Annotated in this window: 18 protein-coding genes; 13 read left to right on the top strand and 5 right to left on the bottom strand. The window is 47.0% G+C overall.

The features are described from left to right. Positions 1 to 12: 12 nt before the first annotated feature. Complete coding sequence (locus tag KNP86_RS00775) at positions 13 to 486, bottom strand: glutathione peroxidase (RefSeq protein WP_029595900.1); 474 nt, start codon at positions 484 to 486, stop codon at positions 13 to 15. Between the two features lie 162 nt (positions 487 to 648). Between KNP86_RS00775 and KNP86_RS00780 the strand changes: the two genes are divergently transcribed. Together KNP86_RS00780 and KNP86_RS00785 are read left to right on the top strand one after the other, a co-directional pair. Continuing rightward, on the top strand, positions 649 to 1,170 hold the full coding sequence (locus KNP86_RS00780) for a VanZ family protein (RefSeq protein WP_214752461.1): 522 nt from the start codon (positions 649 to 651) through the stop codon (positions 1,168 to 1,170). 290 nt (positions 1,171 to 1,460) lie between these two features. Further along, on the top strand, positions 1,461 to 2,762 hold the full coding sequence (locus tag KNP86_RS00785; protein ID WP_034776701.1) for a murein hydrolase activator EnvC family protein: 1,302 nt from the start codon (positions 1,461 to 1,463) through the stop codon (positions 2,760 to 2,762). A gap of 36 nt (positions 2,763 to 2,798) precedes the next feature. Here the strand turns inward: KNP86_RS00785 and KNP86_RS00790 are convergent, their stop codons facing one another. The 3 genes from KNP86_RS00790 to KNP86_RS00800 all read right to left on the bottom strand — a co-directional run bounded on the left by KNP86_RS00790 (position 2,799) and on the right by KNP86_RS00800 (position 5,194). After that, positions 2,799 to 3,005, bottom strand: coding sequence for a hypothetical protein (locus KNP86_RS00790; protein ID WP_138859809.1), 207 nt, complete (start codon positions 3,003 to 3,005; stop codon positions 2,799 to 2,801). Positions 3,006 to 3,047: 42 nt separating this feature from the next. Beyond that, positions 3,048 to 3,893 carry a GNAT family N-acetyltransferase gene (locus KNP86_RS00795; RefSeq protein ID WP_214752462.1) on the bottom strand — a complete coding sequence of 282 codons (846 nt, stop codon included), beginning with the start codon at positions 3,891 to 3,893 and terminating at the stop codon, positions 3,048 to 3,050. 86 nt (positions 3,894 to 3,979) lie between these two features. Further along, on the bottom strand, positions 3,980 to 5,194 hold the full coding sequence (locus KNP86_RS00800; protein WP_214752463.1) for a dicarboxylate/amino acid:cation symporter: 1,215 nt from the start codon (positions 5,192 to 5,194) through the stop codon (positions 3,980 to 3,982). A gap of 211 nt (positions 5,195 to 5,405) precedes the next feature. On the opposite strand from KNP86_RS00800, the gene zapA reads away from it, so the two are divergent. The 8 genes from zapA to KNP86_RS00840 all read left to right on the top strand — a co-directional run bounded on the left by zapA (position 5,406) and on the right by KNP86_RS00840 (position 12,938). After that, positions 5,406 to 5,627 (top strand): cell division protein ZapA, encoded by a 222-nt coding sequence (gene zapA, locus KNP86_RS15645; protein ID WP_021066785.1) that lies wholly within the window; start codon positions 5,406 to 5,408, stop codon positions 5,625 to 5,627. Between the two features lie 8 nt (positions 5,628 to 5,635). Then, on the top strand, positions 5,636 to 6,172 hold the full coding sequence (locus tag KNP86_RS00810) for a CvpA family protein (RefSeq protein WP_214752464.1): 537 nt from the start codon (positions 5,636 to 5,638) through the stop codon (positions 6,170 to 6,172). 63 nt (positions 6,173 to 6,235) lie between these two features. Then, entirely contained in the window at positions 6,236 to 7,951 is a 1,716-nt protein-coding gene (polX, locus tag KNP86_RS00815; RefSeq protein WP_214752882.1) for a DNA polymerase/3'-5' exonuclease PolX, read from the top strand. Beyond that, positions 7,952 to 10,306 (top strand): endonuclease MutS2, encoded by a 2,355-nt coding sequence (locus KNP86_RS00820; protein WP_034776714.1) that lies wholly within the window; start codon positions 7,952 to 7,954, stop codon positions 10,304 to 10,306. Positions 10,307 to 10,319: 13 nt separating this feature from the next. After that, the gene (locus KNP86_RS00825; RefSeq protein WP_240731249.1) at positions 10,320 to 10,730 is read left to right on the top strand and encodes a DUF350 domain-containing protein; all 411 of its coding nucleotides are present in this window, start codon (positions 10,320 to 10,322) and stop codon (positions 10,728 to 10,730) included. Between the two features lie 139 nt (positions 10,731 to 10,869). Continuing rightward, positions 10,870 to 11,334 carry a hypothetical protein gene (locus KNP86_RS00830; protein WP_214752465.1) on the top strand — a complete coding sequence of 155 codons (465 nt, stop codon included), beginning with the start codon at positions 10,870 to 10,872 and terminating at the stop codon, positions 11,332 to 11,334. A gap of 142 nt (positions 11,335 to 11,476) precedes the next feature. Beyond that, entirely contained in the window at positions 11,477 to 12,421 is a 945-nt protein-coding gene (locus tag KNP86_RS00835; protein ID WP_214752466.1) for a sensor domain-containing diguanylate cyclase, read from the top strand. Positions 12,422 to 12,512: 91 nt separating this feature from the next. Next, positions 12,513 to 12,938 carry a hypothetical protein gene (locus KNP86_RS00840; RefSeq protein WP_214752467.1) on the top strand — a complete coding sequence of 142 codons (426 nt, stop codon included), beginning with the start codon at positions 12,513 to 12,515 and terminating at the stop codon, positions 12,936 to 12,938. Between the two features lie 53 nt (positions 12,939 to 12,991). Here the strand turns inward: KNP86_RS00840 and KNP86_RS00845 are convergent, their stop codons facing one another. Beyond that, a complete protein-coding gene (locus KNP86_RS00845) occupies positions 12,992 to 14,086 on the bottom strand; it encodes an FtsX-like permease family protein (RefSeq protein ID WP_353048137.1) in 1,095 nt (364 codons plus the stop codon). 220 nt (positions 14,087 to 14,306) lie between these two features. Here KNP86_RS00845 and KNP86_RS00850 point away from each other — a divergent pair, with 220 nt between their 5' ends. From KNP86_RS00850 to KNP86_RS00860, 3 genes are read left to right on the top strand one after another with little or no spacing between them, the layout of a single operon-like run. Beyond that, complete coding sequence (locus tag KNP86_RS00850; RefSeq protein WP_214752468.1) at positions 14,307 to 17,066, top strand: class I SAM-dependent DNA methyltransferase; 2,760 nt, start codon at positions 14,307 to 14,309, stop codon at positions 17,064 to 17,066. Next, positions 17,063 to 19,012 (top strand): DEAD/DEAH box helicase, encoded by a 1,950-nt coding sequence (locus KNP86_RS00855; protein ID WP_214752469.1) that lies wholly within the window; start codon positions 17,063 to 17,065, stop codon positions 19,010 to 19,012. Before KNP86_RS00850 ends, KNP86_RS00855 begins: the two co-directional genes overlap by 4 nt. Next, the gene (locus KNP86_RS00860; RefSeq protein ID WP_214752470.1) at positions 19,005 to 20,159 is read left to right on the top strand and encodes a GIY-YIG nuclease family protein; all 1,155 of its coding nucleotides are present in this window, start codon (positions 19,005 to 19,007) and stop codon (positions 20,157 to 20,159) included. Before KNP86_RS00855 ends, KNP86_RS00860 begins: the two co-directional genes overlap by 8 nt. Positions 20,160 to 20,182: the final 23 nt, after the last annotated feature.

Below are 20,182 nucleotides of genomic sequence, written 5' to 3' on the forward strand. Positions count from 1 at the left end.
CCATCCTTTTCCTTATAACAGACGTTTGACCGCCGTCTCGATCTCGTCCGGTGTCGTTTGCGGCGAGAACCGTTCGATGACGTTGCCGTTCCGGTCGACGAGGAACTTCGTGAAGTTCCACTTGATCGTCTTCGAGCCGAGCAGGCCCGGTGCTTCTTTTGATAAGTATTGGAAGAGCGGGTGGGCGTCTTTCCCGTTCACGTCGACTTTGGCGAACATCGGGAACGTCACACCGTAGTTCAATTGACAGAACTCGCTGATTTCCTCGTTCGAGCCCGGGTCTTGATTGCCGAACTGGTTGCACGGGAAGCCGAGGATATGGAAACCTTGCCCCTGGTAACGTTCATATAATTTCTCGAGCCCGTCGAGCTGTGGTGTGAAGCCGCACTTGCTCGCCGTGTTGACGATCAACAGGACGTCCCCCTCGTATTTGGATAGCGGTTGGAGCTTGCCGCTCATGTCGGCTGCTTCATATTGATAGATCATGTTGATTCCCCCTTTTTGTTTTCATTATACCAATCGGGATTTCAAGACACGACTTTGAACCGGTTGTTCGCAATCAAATTGTCATGAAATGATGAAGTCGTTGTTACAATGAAACATGATGGACGGCGTATAATGAGACTCGTTGTAGAAAGGAACGGTGTTATGTACATACTGAAAAATGAATTTATATGGATCAGTTTGATCCTGATTGGCTTATTCTTCTCGAGCGCGACCCCATACTCGGACCAGAGCATCGTCTCACCGCTCGAACGCATCGATTGGACGTGGGCCGAACCGGTACTCTCGACCGTCGACTTCGAGTACGCCGGAGGACCAGTATCGCTCGAGGCGAAAGGGAGCGTCGGCTTGATTGAGTTCTTGATTCGGAAAGCGGCGCACTTCACCGTCTTCTTCGCTCTCGGGGCACTTCTCGTCAAAGCCGTGTCGCGGACAAGACTCCATGCCGGTCTGACGATCTTGTTTGCCTGGACGCTCGCGAATACGGTCGCCATCTTTGATGAGTTCCATCAAAGCCTGACGCCTGAGCGGACGCCGCTCATTCAGGATATCCTGCTCGACAGTTTCGGGGCAGCCTGTGGCGTCCTTCTCGTTGGCGGTTATTATTTGTGGAAACACGGCCGAACGAACCGGTCGCGATCGGGGTATGTCTCCCCAAGGTGGTAAAAAAATCATATAGGTAGTTATTTGAAAAGCGCTTTCAAGAAGTGCTTTTCTTTTTTATTTATAACGTTTTTGTGACATGGGGAAATGAGAAATCCCTTTATACCCCCATTTTTAAACGTATAAAACCTAAAACAGGTCAATGTAATGCGAATGAAATATAAGTGTAAAATAACTTTAGGTTTAGATTGCTATAATGAGTCTCAGAGCGATACAGGAATTCGCGTTTTAACTTATAAATTATTCGATCTATTTTATATAGAAATTCACAGAACTCAGCGGAGGGAAGCACATTGGTTAACTTGAAGAAACTTGCAGCAACCGTCACTTTAGGAGCTCTTCTCATTAGCGGCACGACACCTGGCTATGCAGCGTCACTTACAGACAAACAGAAAAAGGTGCAGCAGCAACAACAAAAGAATAGCAGTGAACAGAGCAAAGCGAACGCCTCGATCCAAAAACGTGAACAGGCAATCAGCAAAGAGCAGCAAGAAATCAACAAGTTAGATGCTGAACTCCAAGACGTCATCAACGACGTCGCGCAAAAGAAAGCTGAGATTCGTGCGACACAACAAAAAATCGCAGCCCTTCAAAAGCAAATCAAACAATATGAAGCGAAGATGAAGGCGCAAGAAGAGCTCATGAAAGAGCGCATGGCCACAATGCAAAAAAATGGCGGCGGCTCGATCGACTGGGCAGAGTTCATCTTCGGTTCGAAAGACTTCGGTGACTTGCTCACACGCATGATCACAGCTGGTACGATCCAAGAGAACGACAAGCAGATTTTCGAAGAGTACCAAGCGACAAAAGAGAAATTGGCGAAAGCGCAAGCTGAATTGAAAGCCGAGCGCGACGCTCTTGTGAAACAAAAAGAAGAACTCGAACAACGTCAAAAGACGCTCAACAAGAAAATGAAAGAGCGCGCAGCGAAGATCAAGAAACTCAACGCTGAAAAAGTGAAGTTCGAATCGAAATTGGTGAGCCTCCAAGAAATGGAGTCAACACTCAAGTCACAAGAAAAAGCCATCAAAGCTGAAATGGAAGCACAACGTCGTGCGGCCGAAGAAGCCAAACGTGCGGCAGCGGCAGCAGCGGCAGCGAAGAAACAACAGAGCTCGAACTCTGCTGCGAGCGCAGTCAGCACGCCGACAGCATCGGCAGCAGCTTCAGTACCAGCAAGCGGCGGCATGTTCCAACGTCCGGCAAGCGGTCGTCTCTCACAAGGTTGGGGCGCAGCAAGCGGTGCGAACGGCTACACGTTCCACAACGGTCTTGATATCGCGGCGGCAGTCGGCACACCGATCAACGCAGCACAAACAGGTACGGTCACACGTGCTGGATGGGGCGGTGCCTACGGGAACCACGTCATCATCACACACGTCTTGAACGGTCAAGTATGGACGACTGTATACGCGCACATGAGCTCGGTATCGGTATCAGCCGGCCAACGCGTGACACAAGGTCAACACATCGGCGGCATGGGTAGCACTGGGAACTCGACTGGCTCACACTTGCACTTCGAGATTCACCGTGGCGGTTACTCGTACTCATCTTCGAGCGCGGGCAACACGGTCAACCCAGCTTCATTCTTCTAATAAGCCTATACAAAAAGTGATCGACGAACGCGTCGATCACTTTTTTGTTGCCTTGTACGTGATAAAGGTCAAGAGGGCGGCGCCAATCACGCTCAGCCAGAGCGTGTCCCAGTTCGGGTCGTCGAGCATGCTCCTCCCGCCGAGGAAGACCATATAGCCGAGCACCGCGAGCGTGGCGAGCGTCAAGACGGTCATCCGGATCCGGCGTGGGATGCGGAGCCACCAACCGAATAGTCTGTTCATCAAAAATCGCCTCCACCTACAGTATAGGGGAGGCGCATCAAATCAGCTAGGCAATCGAATCCACGCCGAAGTGAAGATTCTTTGATAGCCGACTTCTTTGTAAATCTTGTTCGATGTCGGGTTGCTCAAATCCGTATAGAGCGTACAATATTGTTTCGACGTCAAGAGCTCCCGGCTCAGCTCGGCGACGAGCGAGCGGGCATAGCCGCGCTTGCGTAACGCTTTTGGCGTGTAGACAAACGAGACGGTGACGCCGTTCGCGGTCTCGCGCGATTTTTTCGCACACGAGACGACCTTGCCGTCGACTTCCCAGACGTACACTTCTTGATTCTCGAGCATCGTCGCAATTTTTTGTGTCGCGTTTGCCTTCGACGAGACCGGTAAACCGGTCTCCTTTTCAAACGCGCTGTACGCCTTTACGAGGAACGTCTCATCGTCCTCGGTCGCCCGTCGCATCGACCCTTCCGACAGCGGGATGTCGTTGACGTGATCAAGACGATACAGACCTTGCTCCATGAAGACTTTCGGCTCTCGTGCCGTCAGGATGTACCAGAGCGTGTAGAAATTCATCGCTAGATCGGCTTGCGAGACGACCTCGGTGAATGGGATATCACCATTTAATAGTTCAGGCACGAGCAGACGAAGGACGTCATCCTCTCGCTCAGGCGTCACGAGCACATAGTTGAGCGGATGGGGCGGCGTCACTTGCAGGATCGCGAGCACATCACCGTCATCTTCGACGGTCAGTTGATGATACGACTCGTATCGGCCTTGCTTGATGGCATCGAGCACGCCAATCATCAAGCTGTTCTCGGCCTCATGTTCGAGCAGGTGGGGCATGACACGTTCTTCAAATCCGGATAGGTCGTTCCAACGAATCAGTTCCATGTAAACACCCTTTCTTCGTATGTATGAAAAACGGGCAAACCGCGTGGCCTGCCCGTTTTCCTCATTCTATCAAATTTTGGAGCGTATTATGCGATTTCTTCGCGCGCTTTCGCGTCGTCGAGGAGTTTCGTGTTGCGTTTGAAGTAATGAACGATCTTGGCGATGGCCCCGTCTCCCGTGACGTTCGTCGCCGTGCCGAAGCTATCTTGTGCCAAATAGAGAGCGATGACGAGACTTTGCATCGTCGCATCGAACCCGAGGATCGAACCGAACAAACCGAGTGAGGCCATAACGGCTCCACCTGGTACGCCTGGTGCCGCGATCATCGTGACGCCGAGGGCGAGGATGAACGGAAGCACGATCGCGTAAGACATCGGCATGCCGTTCAAGTACATGAGGGCGACACCGACCGATGTGAGCGTGATGGTCGACCCAGACAAGTGGATTGTCGCACAGAGCGGGACGACGAAGTTGGCGACGCCCTCGTCCGTGTTGTTCGCTTTCGCTTGGCGAAGTGTGACCGGGATTGTCGCTGCTGACGACTGTGTCCCGATGGCCGTGAAGTAAGCCGGCATCATCGTCTTCAAGAGGCGAAGCGGGTTCTCTTTGTTGAGACCCCCTGCGATCGAGTATTGAATCATGAGCATCGTCAAGTGTAGGACGATGATTGTGACGAAGACGAGCGAGAACACCGAGAGAATCTCAGCGACTTGTCCGGCATACGTCATGTTCATGAAAATTCCGGCGATGTGAATCGGTAATAGTGGAATGATGACTTTGCTGATGAGTAGTTCAATGATATCGCGGAAATCCATGGCTAGGTCGAGCGAGCGCTTGCTTTCGATGGCGGCAATCCCGATGCCGATGACGAATGCGAGAATGAGCGCCGTCATAACGCCGAATACCGGTGGGATTTCGAATTCCAAGAAGCCTTTTAAGAGCGCTTCTTCCGGGCTTTCAGCTGACGCGTTGTTCCGTGTCAAAATTTGTGGGAACAGGTTGCTCGTCGCGAAGTAGGCGAGCGTCCCGGCGACGATTGTCGATACGTATGCGATCAGTGCCGTCAAACCGACCAATTTCCCAGCGCCTTTTCCAAGTTCCCCGATTCCTGGAATGATGAAGGCGAGAATGATGAGTGGGATGGCGAAGCCTAGGAACTGTCCAAAGACCGTGTTGAACGTGACGAACGTCCGGACAATCCAGTTCTGGCTTTCTGGTACGATGCTACCGAGTAAAATCCCGAATGCGATAGCGATGATGATGCGACCTAGAAGGCCAATGCGTAATTTCAAATAAATCATCCTCTCTTAATGTTTGAATTGTTGCTATTTTCGCACATTTCATGCGGTGTTGCCACCCTATCTTTCATTTTTTAACGAAGATTGACGTTTGACAACTTTGAAATAGGGTATCACAAAATGTTGGAGTGGAAAAGGGAGGGACCTTCTTCTTTTCCTAATATACAAACGATGTTATGATTAATTTTGAATAGACGTAAAGGAGGGGTGACGCGTGCAGGTACAACGAACAACAATTCATATCGCGGGTCAAGACTATACGATCGTCAGCGAAGAGCCGGCCGATCATGTGAGGGAAGTGGGCTTTCTGGTCGATAGCAAAATCCGTGAGATTCGTGAACAGTCCCCTCATCTAGACGCTCGTCAGGCAGCGGTGCTCGCCGCTATCCAAATCGCGAGCGATCACGTCAAAACTAAACGAAATACGGGAGAATAAATCACTTTATGGTTACTCTACTTATACTGTTTTTCTTGTTCATCGGAATCGTTAACGGGTTCCGTCGTGGGGCGATTTTGCAGCTCGGCCATTGGGTCGCGCTCATCATCAGTTTCCTCGTCGCCAATGCATACTACCGTGATCTCGCCGAAGCGTTCAAGCTTTGGATTCCGTATCCGTCGCAACTTGACGGGTCATTACCGGAAGGCGTCATCGATTTAAACGCGCTCACGGGGCTCGAGATGACATTTTATAACGTCTTTTGGTTCGTCGTCTTGTTCGTCATCACGAAACTTGTCTTGCATCTCATCCTATCGATGCTCGACTTCTTGACGGACTTGCCGATTTTGCGCCAATTGAAAGGCATCATCGGTGCCGTCCTCGGTTTCTTCGAGGCGTATGTGATCACGTTCTTCATTTTATGGGTCATCGCCTTCGTGCCGATGGCAAGCGTCCAAAGTGCGGTCGATAACTCGTCGCTCGCGACGTACATCATTCAAGACACGCCATACCTCTCAGAATGGTTCTCGAATAAGATGTTGTAACACGACAGGCCGGAATGCAAGCTAGTGCTTGTGTCTCGGCCTTTTCTGTATGGAAAAGGGGGAATTTCAATGAATAAAGTTGAAGCGATGATGCTGTTAGAAAAGATCGCGCAATATATGGAGATTAAAGGGGAGAACCCGTTCAAAATCAACGCTTTCCGGAAAGCCGCGACGGCGCTCGAGAACACGGAACTCGAACTCGAGGACATCGAGGATTTGACGACGATCTCTGGCATCGGCAAAGGGACGGCCGCCGTCCTGCAAGAGTGGCGGGACACGGGGCGGAGCGAAGTGCTCGAGTCACTCCAAGAAGAGATCCCATACGGTCTCATGAAACTGCTCAAAATCCAAGGACTCGGCGGCAAGAAGCTCGCCAAGCTCCGTGAAGTCGGCGTCGTCGACCTCGAGACACTCATTACCGTGTTAGAGGACGGCACGGCCGCGAGCCTGCCGGGATTCGGGGCCAAGAGCGTCGAGAAGTTGCTCACGGCCGCAAGGAACCTCGAGTCACGTCCGGAACGTTTGGCGTACGCCATGATGCGTCCGGTCGTCGAAGAGATTGAGACGGTGCTCGAAGCCGAGCCGCTCGTCTTGCGCCATTCGGTCGGAGGCAGTTTCCGCCGTGCCGAGGAGACGTGTAAAGACCTCGACTTCATCATCGCGACCGAGGAACCTGTCGCGCTCCGTGACAAGTTGCTCGCCCTCCCGTTCATCAACGAGGTCATCGCGGCCGGCGAGACAAAAGTGTCGCTCGTCCTTGAGCGCGAAGAGATGGTGTCGGTCGACTTCCGCATGGTCGAACCGGGCGCCTTCGCCGCGACGCTCCATCACTTCACCGGCTCGAAAGACCACAACGTCCGCATGCGCCAGCTCGCCAAGGCGAAGGGTGAGTCGATTTCCGAGTATGGCGTCGAGACGGCGGACGGCCTCTGGCAACCGGAGACGGAAGCCGAGCTGTTCGAACGCTACGGTCTGCCGTTCATCCCGCCGGAGCTCCGGGCAGGCAACCTCGAGTTCGAGCACGACCTCTCGAAGCTCGTCACGCTCGAAGATATCAAGGCCGACGCGCATATGCACACGGTCTGGTCGGACGGGAAGCTGACGGTCGACGAGCTCGTCGCGGCGATGAAAGCGCGCGGCTACGAGTGGATCGCCATCACCGATCACGGCAAATACATGTCGTTCGTCAACGGCTTGACCGAGGAACGGCTCGAGGCGCAAGGGGAAGAAATCCTTGAGGCCGCGAAGAAACACGACATGCACGTCCTACGCGGTGTCGAGATGGACATCCGCCCGGACGGGACGCTCGACTATGAGCCCGAGTTCTTGGCGACGCTCGACTACGTCGTCGCCTCGATTCACTCAAAGATGGACCAGTCCGTCGACGAGATCATGGCCCGGCTCGAGAACGCCTGCCGCTCGCCGTACGTCAACGTCATCGCCCATCCGACCGGTCGCCTCATCGGGCGCCGTGACGGCTATCCGATCGACGAGGAGCGCTTGATCGCCCTCGCGAAAGAGACGGGGACGGCGCTCGAGTTGAACGCGAACCCGAACCGGCTCGATTTGACGGCCTCGACGCTGAAGAAAGCGAAGGCGGCCGGCGTCAAACTGATGATCAACACCGACACGCACCACCCTGATATGATGGAAGATATGGCACTCGGCGTCCTGCACGCCCGGAAAGCCTATCTCGAACCGTCAGACATCATCAACTGCCTCTCGTTCGAGGACGCCAAGGCGTTCATCGACGCGAAGCGACAGAAAGGAACATGCTAGATGGATCACGCGTTACGCGTTTTAGAATATGAAAAACTCCGCCAGCAGCTCGCCGCCCACGCCGCGAGCTCGCTCGGGAAAGAACGGGCGCTCAACATGCAGCCCGACTATACGTACGACCGGGTATTGTCGAACTTGAACGTCACCCGGGAGGCGACCGAGGTCGTCCGTCTCCGGGATCGGCTCCCGCTCGGCGGGCTGACCGACGTCCGCAGTGAAGTGAAACGGGCCGCCATCGGCTCGGTCCTCTCGACGAGCGAACTGCTCGCCGTCGCCGCCGTCATGTACAGCGGCCGCCAAGTGAAGAACTTCTTCGAGAAGCTTCATGAGGATAATGAAGACCTCCGCATCCCGCGCCTCGACGAATACGCCGAGCGTTTGACGAAGCTGATCGAGGTCGAACAGTCAATCCGTCACGCCATCGACGACCAAGGTACGGTCCAAGACTCGGCGAGCGACCGTCTCCGTGGTCTCCGGACCCAGCTCCGCAGCTTTGAAGGCAGCGTCCGCTCACGGATCGACAACATTCTCCGCAACAACGCGAAGATGCTGTCAGACGCCATCGTCACGATCCGGAACGACCGTTACGTCGTCCCGGTCAAGATGGAGTACCGCCAAGCGTTCGGCGGGATCGTCCATGACCAATCGGCATCGGGCCAGACGCTCTTCATCGAGCCCCAGGCAATCGTGTCAATCAACAACGAGATTCAAGAAGTCCGCTTGAAAGAGCGCGCCGAGATCGACCGCATCTTGAGCGAACTGTCGAACCTCGTCGGCGGTGTCGCCGATTCGGTCGTAATCAATCTCGACGTGCTCGCCACGCTCGACTTCGTGTTCGCGAAAGTCGCCTACGGCCATCAGCTCAAAGCGACGGAGCCGAAATTGAACGACGAACGCGAGATCAAGTTGAAACAGGCGCGTCACCCGTTCATCCCGCAAGATGAGGTCGTGCCGATCACGGTCGAGCTCGGTGAGGCGTTCACGTCGCTCGTCATTACCGGACCGAATACCGGTGGTAAGACGGTGACGCTCAAGACGCTCGGATTGCTCCAACTGATGGTGCAGTCAGGTCTGTACGTACCGGCCGAGTTCGGTACGGAGCTGTCCGTCTTTGACGCCATCTATGCCGATATCGGGGATGAGCAGTCGATCGAGCAGAGCTTGTCGACGTTCAGCTCGCACATGACGAACATCGTCAGCATGCTCGACAAGATCGACTTCATGTCACTCGTCCTGTTCGATGAGCTCGGTGCCGGGACCGACCCGCAAGAAGGGGCGGCCCTTGCCATCGCCATCCTCGACGAAGTGAAACGACGCGGCGCCCGCGTGGCGGCGACGACGCACTATTCGGAACTGAAAGCTTACGCTTACAACCGCGAAGGCGTCATGAACGCCTCGATGGAGTTCGATATCGAATCACTCAGCCCGACGTACCGCCTGTTGATTGGCGTACCGGGCCGTTCGAACGCGTTCGAGATCAGCCGACGTCTCGGTTTATCGGAACAAGTCATCGACAAGGCACGGAGCCACGTCGGCACCGACGCCGAATCGGTCGAATCGATGATCAACGAGCTCGAGGCGGCCAAGCAACGCGCCGAACAGCTCGAGAAAGAACTCATCGTCAAACGCCACGACCTTGAAGAAGAGCAGGCGGCGTTCGAGGCGAAGCTGACCGATTTCGAGCGCGAGCGCGACACGATGTACGGCGAAGCCGAGGCTCGTGCCGAAAAGGCTGTCGAACAGGCGAAGCGCCAGGCAAACGAAGTCATCGACCGTTTGAAGAAGCTACGCGCAGAAGGGATCGTCAAAGAGCACGAGATCATCGCCGCGAAGAAACAGCTCGAATCGGCGAAACCGACGCTCCAAGAGAAAAAGATCCAAAAAGTGAAACAAAAAGCGCAACAGAAACGTACGTTCAGTAAAGGCGAAGAAGTGAAAGTGACGACGTTCAACCAAAAGGGCTATATCGTGAAGCAATTGAACGATAACGAGTACAACGTCCAAGTCGGGATTATGAAAGTGAACGTCAAAGCGGACGACCTTCAAAAGATCGGGCCTTCGAAAGAGCAGTCGCTCCAGTCGAAAGGCAGCTCGCTCAAGCGTCAGAGCTCGACGAAATCGGAGCTCGACTTGCGCGGCGTCCGGGTCGAAGAAGGGCTTTCCCGCCTCGACAAATATATCGACGAGGCGCTCGTGTCCGGGTATGACAACGTCCGTATCATCCATGGTCTCGGGACCGGTGCGATGCGACAGGCGACGCAAGAGTACCTAAAAGGACATCGTCACGTGAAGAGTCAGCGCCCCGGTGGGATGGGTGAAGGCGGACTCGGTGTCACGGTCGTCGAACTGAAGTGAGGGTATGATGATAATGGGGAACGTAACGTTTGGTGTATTGCTTGAATCGCTCGGTCTGTATTCAATCGCCGGACTCATGATTGTCGTCGGTCTCGCCGTCTTCGAGGTGACGACACCGTACAGCAATTGGCGCGAGATTCAAAAAGGAAACATCGCCGTCGCACTCGCGACCGGCGGGAAAATCGTCGGTCTCGCCAACATCTTCCGTGTCGTCGAGAGCCATCACGACCAGACGATGGATGTGTTGGTCGGAGGGAGCTTCGGCTTCTTCCTTCTCTTGACGACGTATTGGTTATTCGAATTTTTGACGCCGTCGCTCAAAGTGAACGAGGAGATTGGGAAAGGGAATATCGCTGTCGGACTGATGGCGTTCCTGCTCTCGATTGGGGTCTCGCTCGTCGTCGGCGCGGCGTTGGTGAGGTGAAGACATGGTATATGAGAGACTAGCGAAGATTCTCTTCATCGGGGCCGGCCTGTTTTTAGTGGCAGCGGCACTGTGGTTTATCTTCTATTGAATGAGAGCGACGTCTGCGGACGTCGTTTTTTTAAAAGGGGGAATTAAATTGGATATCGATTTGAACTTTATGATGACGACCGAGGGCTATCTGCTCGACCTCGAGTCGTTTCAGGTGAAAGACGAGATGTACTATCCGCTCGAATGGACGTTTTTCGGGGCGGATGACGCGACGAGGCTATTGACGTGGGATACTGAACGTGACCGGATTCGGATTCGTTTCGAACAGTACGCTGTCTTTCTCGGAACATTGGAAGTGCATGGGATAGATGAAGCGGGACTTCACAATGCTTATCCGGTCGTGAAGTTAAATTCGTCCCGATTCACACGGTTCGCCGCAGAGAACATGGGGACAGAACGAATCAACACGGAGCGGGGGACGCTTGCGCATTACGTCATTCGTACGATCGAGCAAGAGTTCCACGTTTTAGCATACGAAGATCCGAATGTGGAAGACTTGGGAAAAGTCGGGGATACAGGCGTCGTCGTCGAAATTGTAGACGATATAATTTAAAAAGAGGGCAACGATTAACGTCATATTATGTCCTCCCATATGAATAAGAATCGTTTCCTATGTTAAAATTAGTAAATGAATAAAAAAGATAATGGATTAAAAACATGGTTAGAAAGAGAACGGAACTGTTTGGAGGCGCTTTATGATGACACAAGTAGAAGAATTAAAGATGTATGAAAGCTTTGACGAGTTAGCCAATGATGTACTCGATCTCGCAAAAGAAATATTACCTGAACAAATGTTTTATCTGTCTGCGTTTAGCGACACCCAGCAGTTCGTCTTAAAACTTTCAAATGAAAAATCCAGCATTCTTATAAAAGAAGGGATGGTTGTCGATTTAAACAATTCGGTCTGCAAACGAATTGATTTTGAAACGAATCAGCCGTTGATTTACGAAGACGTACAACAAGATTGTCCGATCGATGAAGTGAAAGGGCTCCTCGATGGAGTCAATATTCAATCCTATTTAGGGATTCCGATTTCCCTGACAAACGGGGAAAAGTTTGGCACGTTGTGTGCCGTCAATGATGAAGCGAGCTTGTTAGACCGTAAGAGTATCAACTTACTCCAGCGGATCGTCAAATTGTTCTCCTATTATTTAGAACTCGAGCATTACGTGTGGCGGGACATGTTGACGGAACTGTACAATCGACGTTATTTGACGAAGTACTTCGATGGTCAATTGAATAAAACGGGAGCGCTCTTCTTCCTCGACCTCGATGGCTTCAAAAAGGTGAACGATACACACGGTCATGATGTGGGGGACCTCGTCTTGAAGGAAGTGGCATCGCGACTGCAAAGGATTGTGAATCAACAAGAAGAGGCGTTTGCTATCCGCCTCGGTGGCGATGAGTTCGTCCTACATTTTTCCCAATCGGCAACGCAAGAGGAATGGAGCCACCTCGCGAACCAAATCATCGAGGAGTTGAGTGCATGGGAAACGGACTATCACGTTTCGACGAGTATCGGCATCGTCACCTATACGCGAGACGAACAGACGAAACTCGATACGCTTTTGAAACAAGCAGACGACGCTCTTTACCGAGCCAAATCTTCAGGGAAACGGAATTATAAGTTCGGTAACTGACCCCGTCTTATAAAGAGGTCATTCAACAAAGTGGTAAGGAGGATGAATCATTACAAAATATCTATTGCTCGTTAGTCTATTCATTGGACCTATGTTGACGTTGACCGCTTGCGGTGGAACGGACACGGTCGAAACGATAGACAATCGACCGGTCGTTCATTTCGATGCCGCTTCGATCATTTCAACAGCACGCGATCATCATATCAAGATGGTTATGTTATCGAGCATTCCGACTGATGACGTCAACGTTCCCGGGGCGATTGAAGCATTGGAGGGTATGCTAGCAAGTAACAATGCGTATATAGCCGAACTTCAAGGATTACAGCATGAAGACTCTACTGCCGATGCGTATAAGGACGGGGTCATCGAATATTTAGAAGTAGAGAACGTGTATATTGAAGAGACGATCGAAAACATGTCCGCGAGAAGTGTAAGTCTGCCGAACCGATTTTGGATGGATACGCTCTACTCGCGTACAAATGCAAAAGTGTCAGCGTTTCGATATGAACCGAATTGAGTGAATGCATACAAAGGAGCGTCATCCCAGCCTGGGATGGCGCTCCTTTCTGTTTACGGCACATCAATTTTAACGGTATACACTTTCGGCATGGCGCCGCTTGAAGCATACAAGACGAGCGTTTTCTCTGTCTCTGGAACGAGGAAGACTAAATCAATCTCGGATTTCTCGCCTGGTGTGTAGATGAATCCACCGCGAAATGCTTTCTTGTTGTGGTTGACCATGTCGACCGGACTGTATTCTGTACCATCTGGCGTGTACATGCGGAAACCGTTCGGTCGATAGTCCATCGTGCCACCATATTGATCATCCTCATTAAAAAGAGAGATGGGTAAGCTGACGAATCGTTTTCCAGCTTCCGGTTCGGTCCCGTCCGGTGAGGCGAAGACTGGCTGTCCAACTTGGAATTCACGTTTCTTCATTCGTGGATCCCCAATAAACGTTTGGAACGTACCGAGGTTCATGATTTTTTGAAGGTCATCTTCTTTTGCTGTGGTTGCTTTGGCTTCTTTCGGTTTATCTGCTTTTAAATCAGCCTGTTTCGCATCGGTCGTCTGTGCGGTCGGAGCTGGTGTCGTCTTCGCTTCTTCCGTCACCGGTCTCACTTCAGGTGACGTGAACACGAACAAACTGATAATCCCGACGACGAGCGCGGTCGCGGTCGTCCCGAGCACGAGACGGAACCGTTTCTCGACTTTCTTCTGGTTGACGACGTGTCCGCCGATGGCTTCGGCCGGTGTGATGCGGACGGCCCGCTCCGCCGGGAGGAGCGCCCCGAGAACCCCGGTCACGACCGGGATGAGGATGGTCGCGAACAGGAACGGCAACTCGGACGTCGGGAACTGTTGATACATGACGGTGACGATGATGATGGTCACTGTCACGCCAAGCAGTCCGGCGAAGAATCCGGTCAACGCGCCTTCCGTCAAAACGAGACGACGGATGGACGTGTTCTGCCAACCGAGCGCTTTCAAGACGGCGAGCTGCGGTTTTCGTTCCGAGACGTTTTGCCACATGATCTCGGTCGTTGTCAGCATCGCGATGAGCAAGGCGACACCCATGGCGACGTAATGCATCGTCCCGACTTCAAGGGCGACGAACTCGCCGATCCACGTCGTATACAAGACGCCTTGGAGGCGGAATGTCACGAATAGGAAGAAACCGAACAGACTCGTCGGTAAGGCGATGGCGAGAATCGATAACGACGTCCCTAAAGTTACTGAAATATTGGGTAATTCTTTTCTGTTCCCGTCTAAAAATTGATGGTTGACAAGGTCAATTACGTCTTTTAATAATGAACCAATAAAAACCTTAGTAAACTTTGCTATAATAGTATCAATATTAACTAATAAAGGGATTGAAATGTTTATGTCAAAAAAATATATATTATCTATCACAGAAATAGAAGATAGAGTTAAAGCAATAGTTCAAAATTTAAATCAAGATACTTTTATTGAAGAGTTTTTAATGCTTTTTGATATTCCAAAAATTAGTATCACACGTGCGAAATCAAGTGAAGGAGATTTTTTGATCCGAAATAAGGTTCGTTATCGCATAGTTGAAAACAATCCACTGGAAGCTATTGATAAAATTGAAGAGGAAATTGTATCTCAAAAACAAAAGCCACGCTATATTATCACGACTGATTTCGAAAAGTTTTATGCAAAAGATACAAAAACAAATGATTCACTTGCAATTCACTTTGAAGACTTACCAACTAATACAGAGTTTTTCCTTGCGTGGAATGGGATTGAAAAAGTAGATTATCAAAAAGAAAACCCAGCAGATATTAAAGCTGCGGAGCGTTTCACAAAACTTTATGATGAATTGGTCAAGACCAACCCAGAGCTTGTAAAGGAGGAAGCTGACGGAAAATCCTTTAATCTTTTTCTAATTCGCTCACTTTTCTTGTACTTCGCTGAGGATACAGAGATTATAGCAAAAGGTTCTTTTACTAATCTCCTTAAAGCAAGAACTGAAACCGATGGAAGCAATTTAAATTCAGTTATAAAAGAATTATTTTTAATTTTAGATGTACCTGAAAATCAAAGAGATGATACACCTGTATGGTTAAAAAGTTTTCCATATGTAAATGGTAAACTTTTTAAAGAGCCACACCATGACTTAAACTTCAATACTTTTACTAGAAAACTACTTATCGAAGCTGGCGAATTGCTTAACTGGAATGAAATCAATCCTGATATTTTAGGTGCAATGATTCAAACTGTCGCAAACAAAGAAGAACGTCAAGTCTCAGGCATGCATTATACTAGCGTACCAAATATCTTGAAAGTAATTAAACCGCTATTTTTGGACAATCTACAAGCAGAGTACCTGAGACTTTCTAAACGTGCGGATGATTACTTAGAACGTGATATTACTGATAAACAAAGACGAGAACAACAAAGGAACATTATTAAACACCTGAATCGCTTACTTGAGCGAATGAGTAAAATCAAGTTTTTAGACCCCGCATGTGGATCTGGTAACTTTTTGATTATTACTTACAAGGAACTTCGCAAACTTGAAATTCAAATCCTTGTTAAAATTCGTGAAATCCAGAACGCTTTAATGGAAAAGAATGTTTATCAGGGTGAATTTCTTAAGCAATCTAAGATTAAACTAAACCAATTTTCAGGCATTGAGCTTGAAGATTTCGCTCAAGAAGTGGCTAAACTCTCTCTATATATTGCTGAACATCAAATGAATGTAGAAATGATTGAATCTCTTGCGGACTTTCAACCTAAAATACTACCACTTCAAGAGTCAGGAAATATCGTGCAAGGTAATGCCTTACGCATGGAGTGGCGTGAGATTGTTCCGCATGAGCCGAATGAAGAAGTCTATATTATGGGTAATCCTCCATATATAGGATCTCGAAATCAGACTGAGGAAAATAAAAAGGACATGAGCTCTATTTTCCAGGGGGTTCAGTCATTTAAAAAACTTGATTATATAAGTGCTTGGTTTTTACTCGGTGTAAAATTCGTTGAAAACACAAAAAATAAATTTGCATTTGTAACAACGAACTCAATAACACAAGGTGAACAAGTTCCAATTTTATGGAAAAAACTACTTTCATACGATATAGAAATTTGCTTCGCATATAATTCTTTTAAATGGAACAATAGTGCTAGCAATAATGCTGGAGTAACTGTAGCAATTATTGGAATAGCTTCAAAAGGTGAAAGTTCCGTCAAACATCTTATTTCAGAGGGAAGTAGTATTGAAACAGAAAATATTACACCTTATTTAAGTTTCGGTAATAATATTCTTGTGGAAAATAGTACAATTCAATGCTCTGGGTTCTCTAAAATGCAAAAAGGGAATGCTGCTTACGATGATGGTTTTCTAACGTTTTCATCATCTGAATATGAGGAAGTTGTTTCTAAAATTCCAGAAACAAAACAATTCTTCAAAAAGTATGTGAGTGCGGATGATATTATAAATGGTACTTATAAGTATTGCTTGTGGATTACAGATGAAAATTTATACGACGCACAAAATATTCCATTTATTAATGAAAGAATTGAAAAAGTAAAATCATATCGTTTAGGTAGTAAAAGGACAGTTACAAAACAACAAGCTCAAACACCCTATGCATTCGGCGAGATTAGATATAAAAAGGGAGAAGGATTTATCATTCCAGTAGTTTCTTCTGAAGCTAGGGATTATCTACCTATTGCGATAATAGATTCTGAAACAATTCCATCATATGCAACATTTGTTTTATACGACGCCCCAATTTGGCTCCTCGGTATCCTAGAATCTCGAATGCATATGTCTTGGCTACGTTCAGTTGGTGGAAGGCTTAAAACAGATTATCGCTATTCTGCTGGAATGGTTTATAATACATTCCCAATTCCTAAGTTCTCAACAAATCGTAAAAGTATTCTTGAAGAAGCGGTGTTTGACATGCTTGATGTCCGTGAAGAAGAAGGGGGAACTCTTGCAGAACTTTATGGGGGTGCTAATAAACCAATGAATGCAAGATTACGAGAAGCACACGAAAAAATTGATGGTATTGTGGAACGCGCTTATAAGCAAGAACCTTTCAAGTCGGATGAGGAACGTTTGAGTGTATTGTTGAAACTATATCAAGAAATGGCAAGTGAGGAGAAAAAATGACATCAAATATTTTTGAAATTAATTATAATGGTACTGGACAAAGCCAAAGTATAAATACATTAGGTATGCGTGAGATGCAGGCTCGTGTCTATGAGAAACGTGCTTCTAAATATTTATTAGTTAAAGCTCCTCCAGCATCAGGTAAATCACGTGCTTTGATGTTCGTAGCTTTAGATAAACTATCAAATCAGAGTATAAAAAAAGTAATTATTGCAGTTCCAGAACGTACGATTGGAAAGTCATTTAAAACAACAGAACTAGTTAAATTTGGTTTCTTTTCTGATTGGGTTGTTAATCCCAAAAACAATCTTACGGATCTTGGAATAAGTGAAAGTAAAGTTTCACAGTTTGTGAATTTTATTCGTTCATCAAACTCTGAAGATAATATCATGGTTTGTACTCATGCGACTTTACGTTTTGCTTTTGAGAAATTGAATGATTCCGACTTTGACAATGTTTTACTTGCCATTGATGAGTTTCATCATGTCTCACAAGATGATAATTCTGTTCTTGGAAGTGCATTGCGTAATATTATGAGGAATTCTTCTGCTCATATAGTGGCAATGACTGGCTCTTACTTCCGTGGTGATTCTGTTCCGATTCTAGAGCCAACTGATGAACAAAAGTTTGATAAGGTAACTTATACCTACTATGAACAACTGGAAGGTTATAAACATCTAAAGAGTTTTGCGATGGGCTATAGCTTTTACAGGGGTCGCTATACTGATGCCCTTTCAGAAGTTTTAGATACTACGAAAAAGACTATCATTCATATTCCGAGTCCAAACTCAGGTGAATCAACAAAAGAGAAATATGATGAAGTCGATCGTATTCTTGATGAACTTGGGGAGGTACAATTCGATTCAGAAACTGGCCTTTATTTCATAACTGAGGCATCGGGAAATATTTTAAAAGTAGCAGACTTAGTTACTGAGGATGGTGTGGAAGGTCGGGAAAAATTTGGCCGCGGGAAAGCACAGGAATATATTCGAAATATGTCTGAAATTGATGACTTAGATATCATTATTGCGCTCGGTATGGCAAAAGAGGGATTTGACTGGCCTTTCGCAGAATATGCTTTAACAATTGGGTATCGTAATTCATTAACTGAAATTGTTCAAATTATTGGTAGAGTGACTCGTGATAGTGCAAATAAAACTCATGCACAATTTACTAATTTAATTGCTCAACCAGATGCTCAGGATGATGAGGTGATGTTTGCGGTTAATAATGTCATGAAGGCAATTACTGCAAGTCTTTTGATGGAATCGGTGTTAGCCCCAAACTTTAGATTTAAGCGTAAGGATAATAATGATCAAAAATCAAATGGAACAGATATTTTTATCAAAGGTTTAAAGAGGCCAAGTACTAATCGTTCAAACGATATTATTCAAAACGATTTGAATGATTTGAAAGCTACTGTTTTACAAGATAGTCAAATTCAGCAAGCTATTGCTGCTGGGGTAGAGGCTAACGTAATTAACAAACAACTTATACCGCGTGTGATAATGAGTACTTACCCTGATTTATCCAATGAAGAAACTGAAGAGATACGTCAGCACTTGGTCGCACAATCTGTTATTCAGTCTGCTGAGCGCGAGGAAGGAGCTAGTGGAAAACAATTCCTCAGAATGTCAAATAAATTTATCAATATCGATGAAATTTCAATTGATTTAATTGATGAAGTGAATCCTTTTCAACGTGCTTATGAAGTGATTTCAAAAGAAATTGATGCACCAACATTACGATTTATTCAAGATTACATGGATGGTATAAAATTTACTTTTTCTGAAGATGAATTAATTATGTTGTATCCTCAAATCGTTCAATTTAAAAATGAAAACGGAAGAATTCCAGATAAATCTAGCTCAGACCAATATGAGCAAAGATTAGCATATGCTTTATTACGTTTGGGGCAGTTAAGGAGAGAAAAACAAAATGAATAAGCTTAGTCTTGATGATATTTTTTCAGACCCTATTTTTGATGAACTAATAGCTGAAACTCCTAATAAAGAAGTTAAGCGAATTAATCCGGAATTTGAAAAATTTCAAGAGATTATTGATTGGATAAACAATCACGATGGAAAAGAGCCTGAAAAGACTCGTAGTATGACAGAAAGAAAATTATACTCCAGACTTAAGGGCTACCGCAATAAGCCAGAAATGATAAAAATGCTAACTGAGATTGATGAACTAAACTTGTTGGATGTTAAAAATATAGTTTTTGAAAATCGAATAAAAGACCCTAAATCTCTTGATGATATTCTTAATGATGACACAATTTTTGATAATGGAAACCAAGTTGATTCATTACTTGATTTGTCTAGATATAAAAGAACAATTAGTGCGGCTGATAAATACAGCACTCGAAAACGAGCTAGCCATTTTGAACGATATGAGCCTCTATTTAAGCTTGCTCAAAAAGAAATTGCAAGTGGTGTACGAAAAATAGTACCTGTAGACACTGAAAAAAATATTATGTCAGGTAAATTTTACATTGATAATGGTATTCTGCTTTATATTAAATCCATGAGTGATTACTATATAGACAAGAATGGTTATCGTAACGCGAAGCTACATCTTATCTATGAAAATGGAACTGAAAACAAAGGTATTTTACTTAGATCATTCGCATCTAATCTTTTTGATAAAACTCGTCATGGTAGAATGGTAACGGAAGTAATGAGTGATATTATGGGAGAAACTACTGTTGAAGAAAGAGCCGTTGAGTTTCTGACTACTGGTTATATTTATGTTGTAAAATCACTTAGCTCAAATCCAGAAATAGCCCAATATCAAAATCTTTATAAAATTGGTTTCACTAGTGATAGTGTTGAAAAGCGTATTAGAAATGCCGAGAATGAGTCTACTTATCTTTACGCACCTGTGAAAATTATTGCGAAATGGGAAGTTCAAAACGTTAGTGCTCGAAGATTGGAAACAGCCATACATCATAAGTTTTCAGAAAAGCAATTACAAATCTCTGTTCCAATAGCAAATCAGAAAATAGAATATCCTAAAGAGTGGTATATAGTTACATTGGATGAAGTTGAAGAATATATAAATAAAATTATTTTAAAACTAAATATCTGATTCAAAGGGAATGAGGGAGAGAA

The organism is Exiguobacterium sp. s16, from assembly GCF_018618115.1.
GTDB classification, from domain to species: Bacteria; Bacillota; Bacilli; order Exiguobacteriales; family Exiguobacteriaceae; genus Exiguobacterium; species Exiguobacterium mexicanum_A.

Coding starts and splice junctions, on each gene's coding strand:
- KNP86_RS00775 (WP_029595900.1), bottom strand. CDS start 486: ATGATCTATCAATATGAAGCAGCCGACATGAGCGGCAAGCTCCAACCG.
- KNP86_RS00780 (WP_214752461.1), top strand. CDS start 649: ATGTACATACTGAAAAATGAATTTATATGGATCAGTTTGATCCTGATT.
- KNP86_RS00790 (WP_138859809.1), bottom strand. CDS start 3,005: ATGAACAGACTATTCGGTTGGTGGCTCCGCATCCCACGCCGGATCCGG.
- KNP86_RS00795 (WP_214752462.1), bottom strand. CDS start 3,893: ATGGAACTGATTCGTTGGAACGACCTATCCGGATTTGAAGAACGTGTC.
- KNP86_RS00800 (WP_214752463.1), bottom strand. CDS start 5,194: ATGATTTATTTGAAATTACGCATTGGCCTTCTAGGTCGCATCATCATC.
- KNP86_RS00810 (WP_214752464.1), top strand. CDS start 5,636: ATGGTTACTCTACTTATACTGTTTTTCTTGTTCATCGGAATCGTTAAC.
- KNP86_RS00820 (WP_034776714.1), top strand. CDS start 7,952: ATGGATCACGCGTTACGCGTTTTAGAATATGAAAAACTCCGCCAGCAG.
- KNP86_RS00825 (WP_240731249.1), top strand. CDS start 10,320: ATGGGGAACGTAACGTTTGGTGTATTGCTTGAATCGCTCGGTCTGTAT.
- KNP86_RS00835 (WP_214752466.1), top strand. CDS start 11,477: ATGATGACACAAGTAGAAGAATTAAAGATGTATGAAAGCTTTGACGAG.
- KNP86_RS00840 (WP_214752467.1), top strand. CDS start 12,513: ATGTTGACGTTGACCGCTTGCGGTGGAACGGACACGGTCGAAACGATA.
- KNP86_RS00850 (WP_214752468.1), top strand. CDS start 14,307: ATGTCAAAAAAATATATATTATCTATCACAGAAATAGAAGATAGAGTT.
- KNP86_RS00855 (WP_214752469.1), top strand. CDS start 17,063: ATGACATCAAATATTTTTGAAATTAATTATAATGGTACTGGACAAAGC.
- KNP86_RS00860 (WP_214752470.1), top strand. CDS start 19,005: ATGAATAAGCTTAGTCTTGATGATATTTTTTCAGACCCTATTTTTGAT.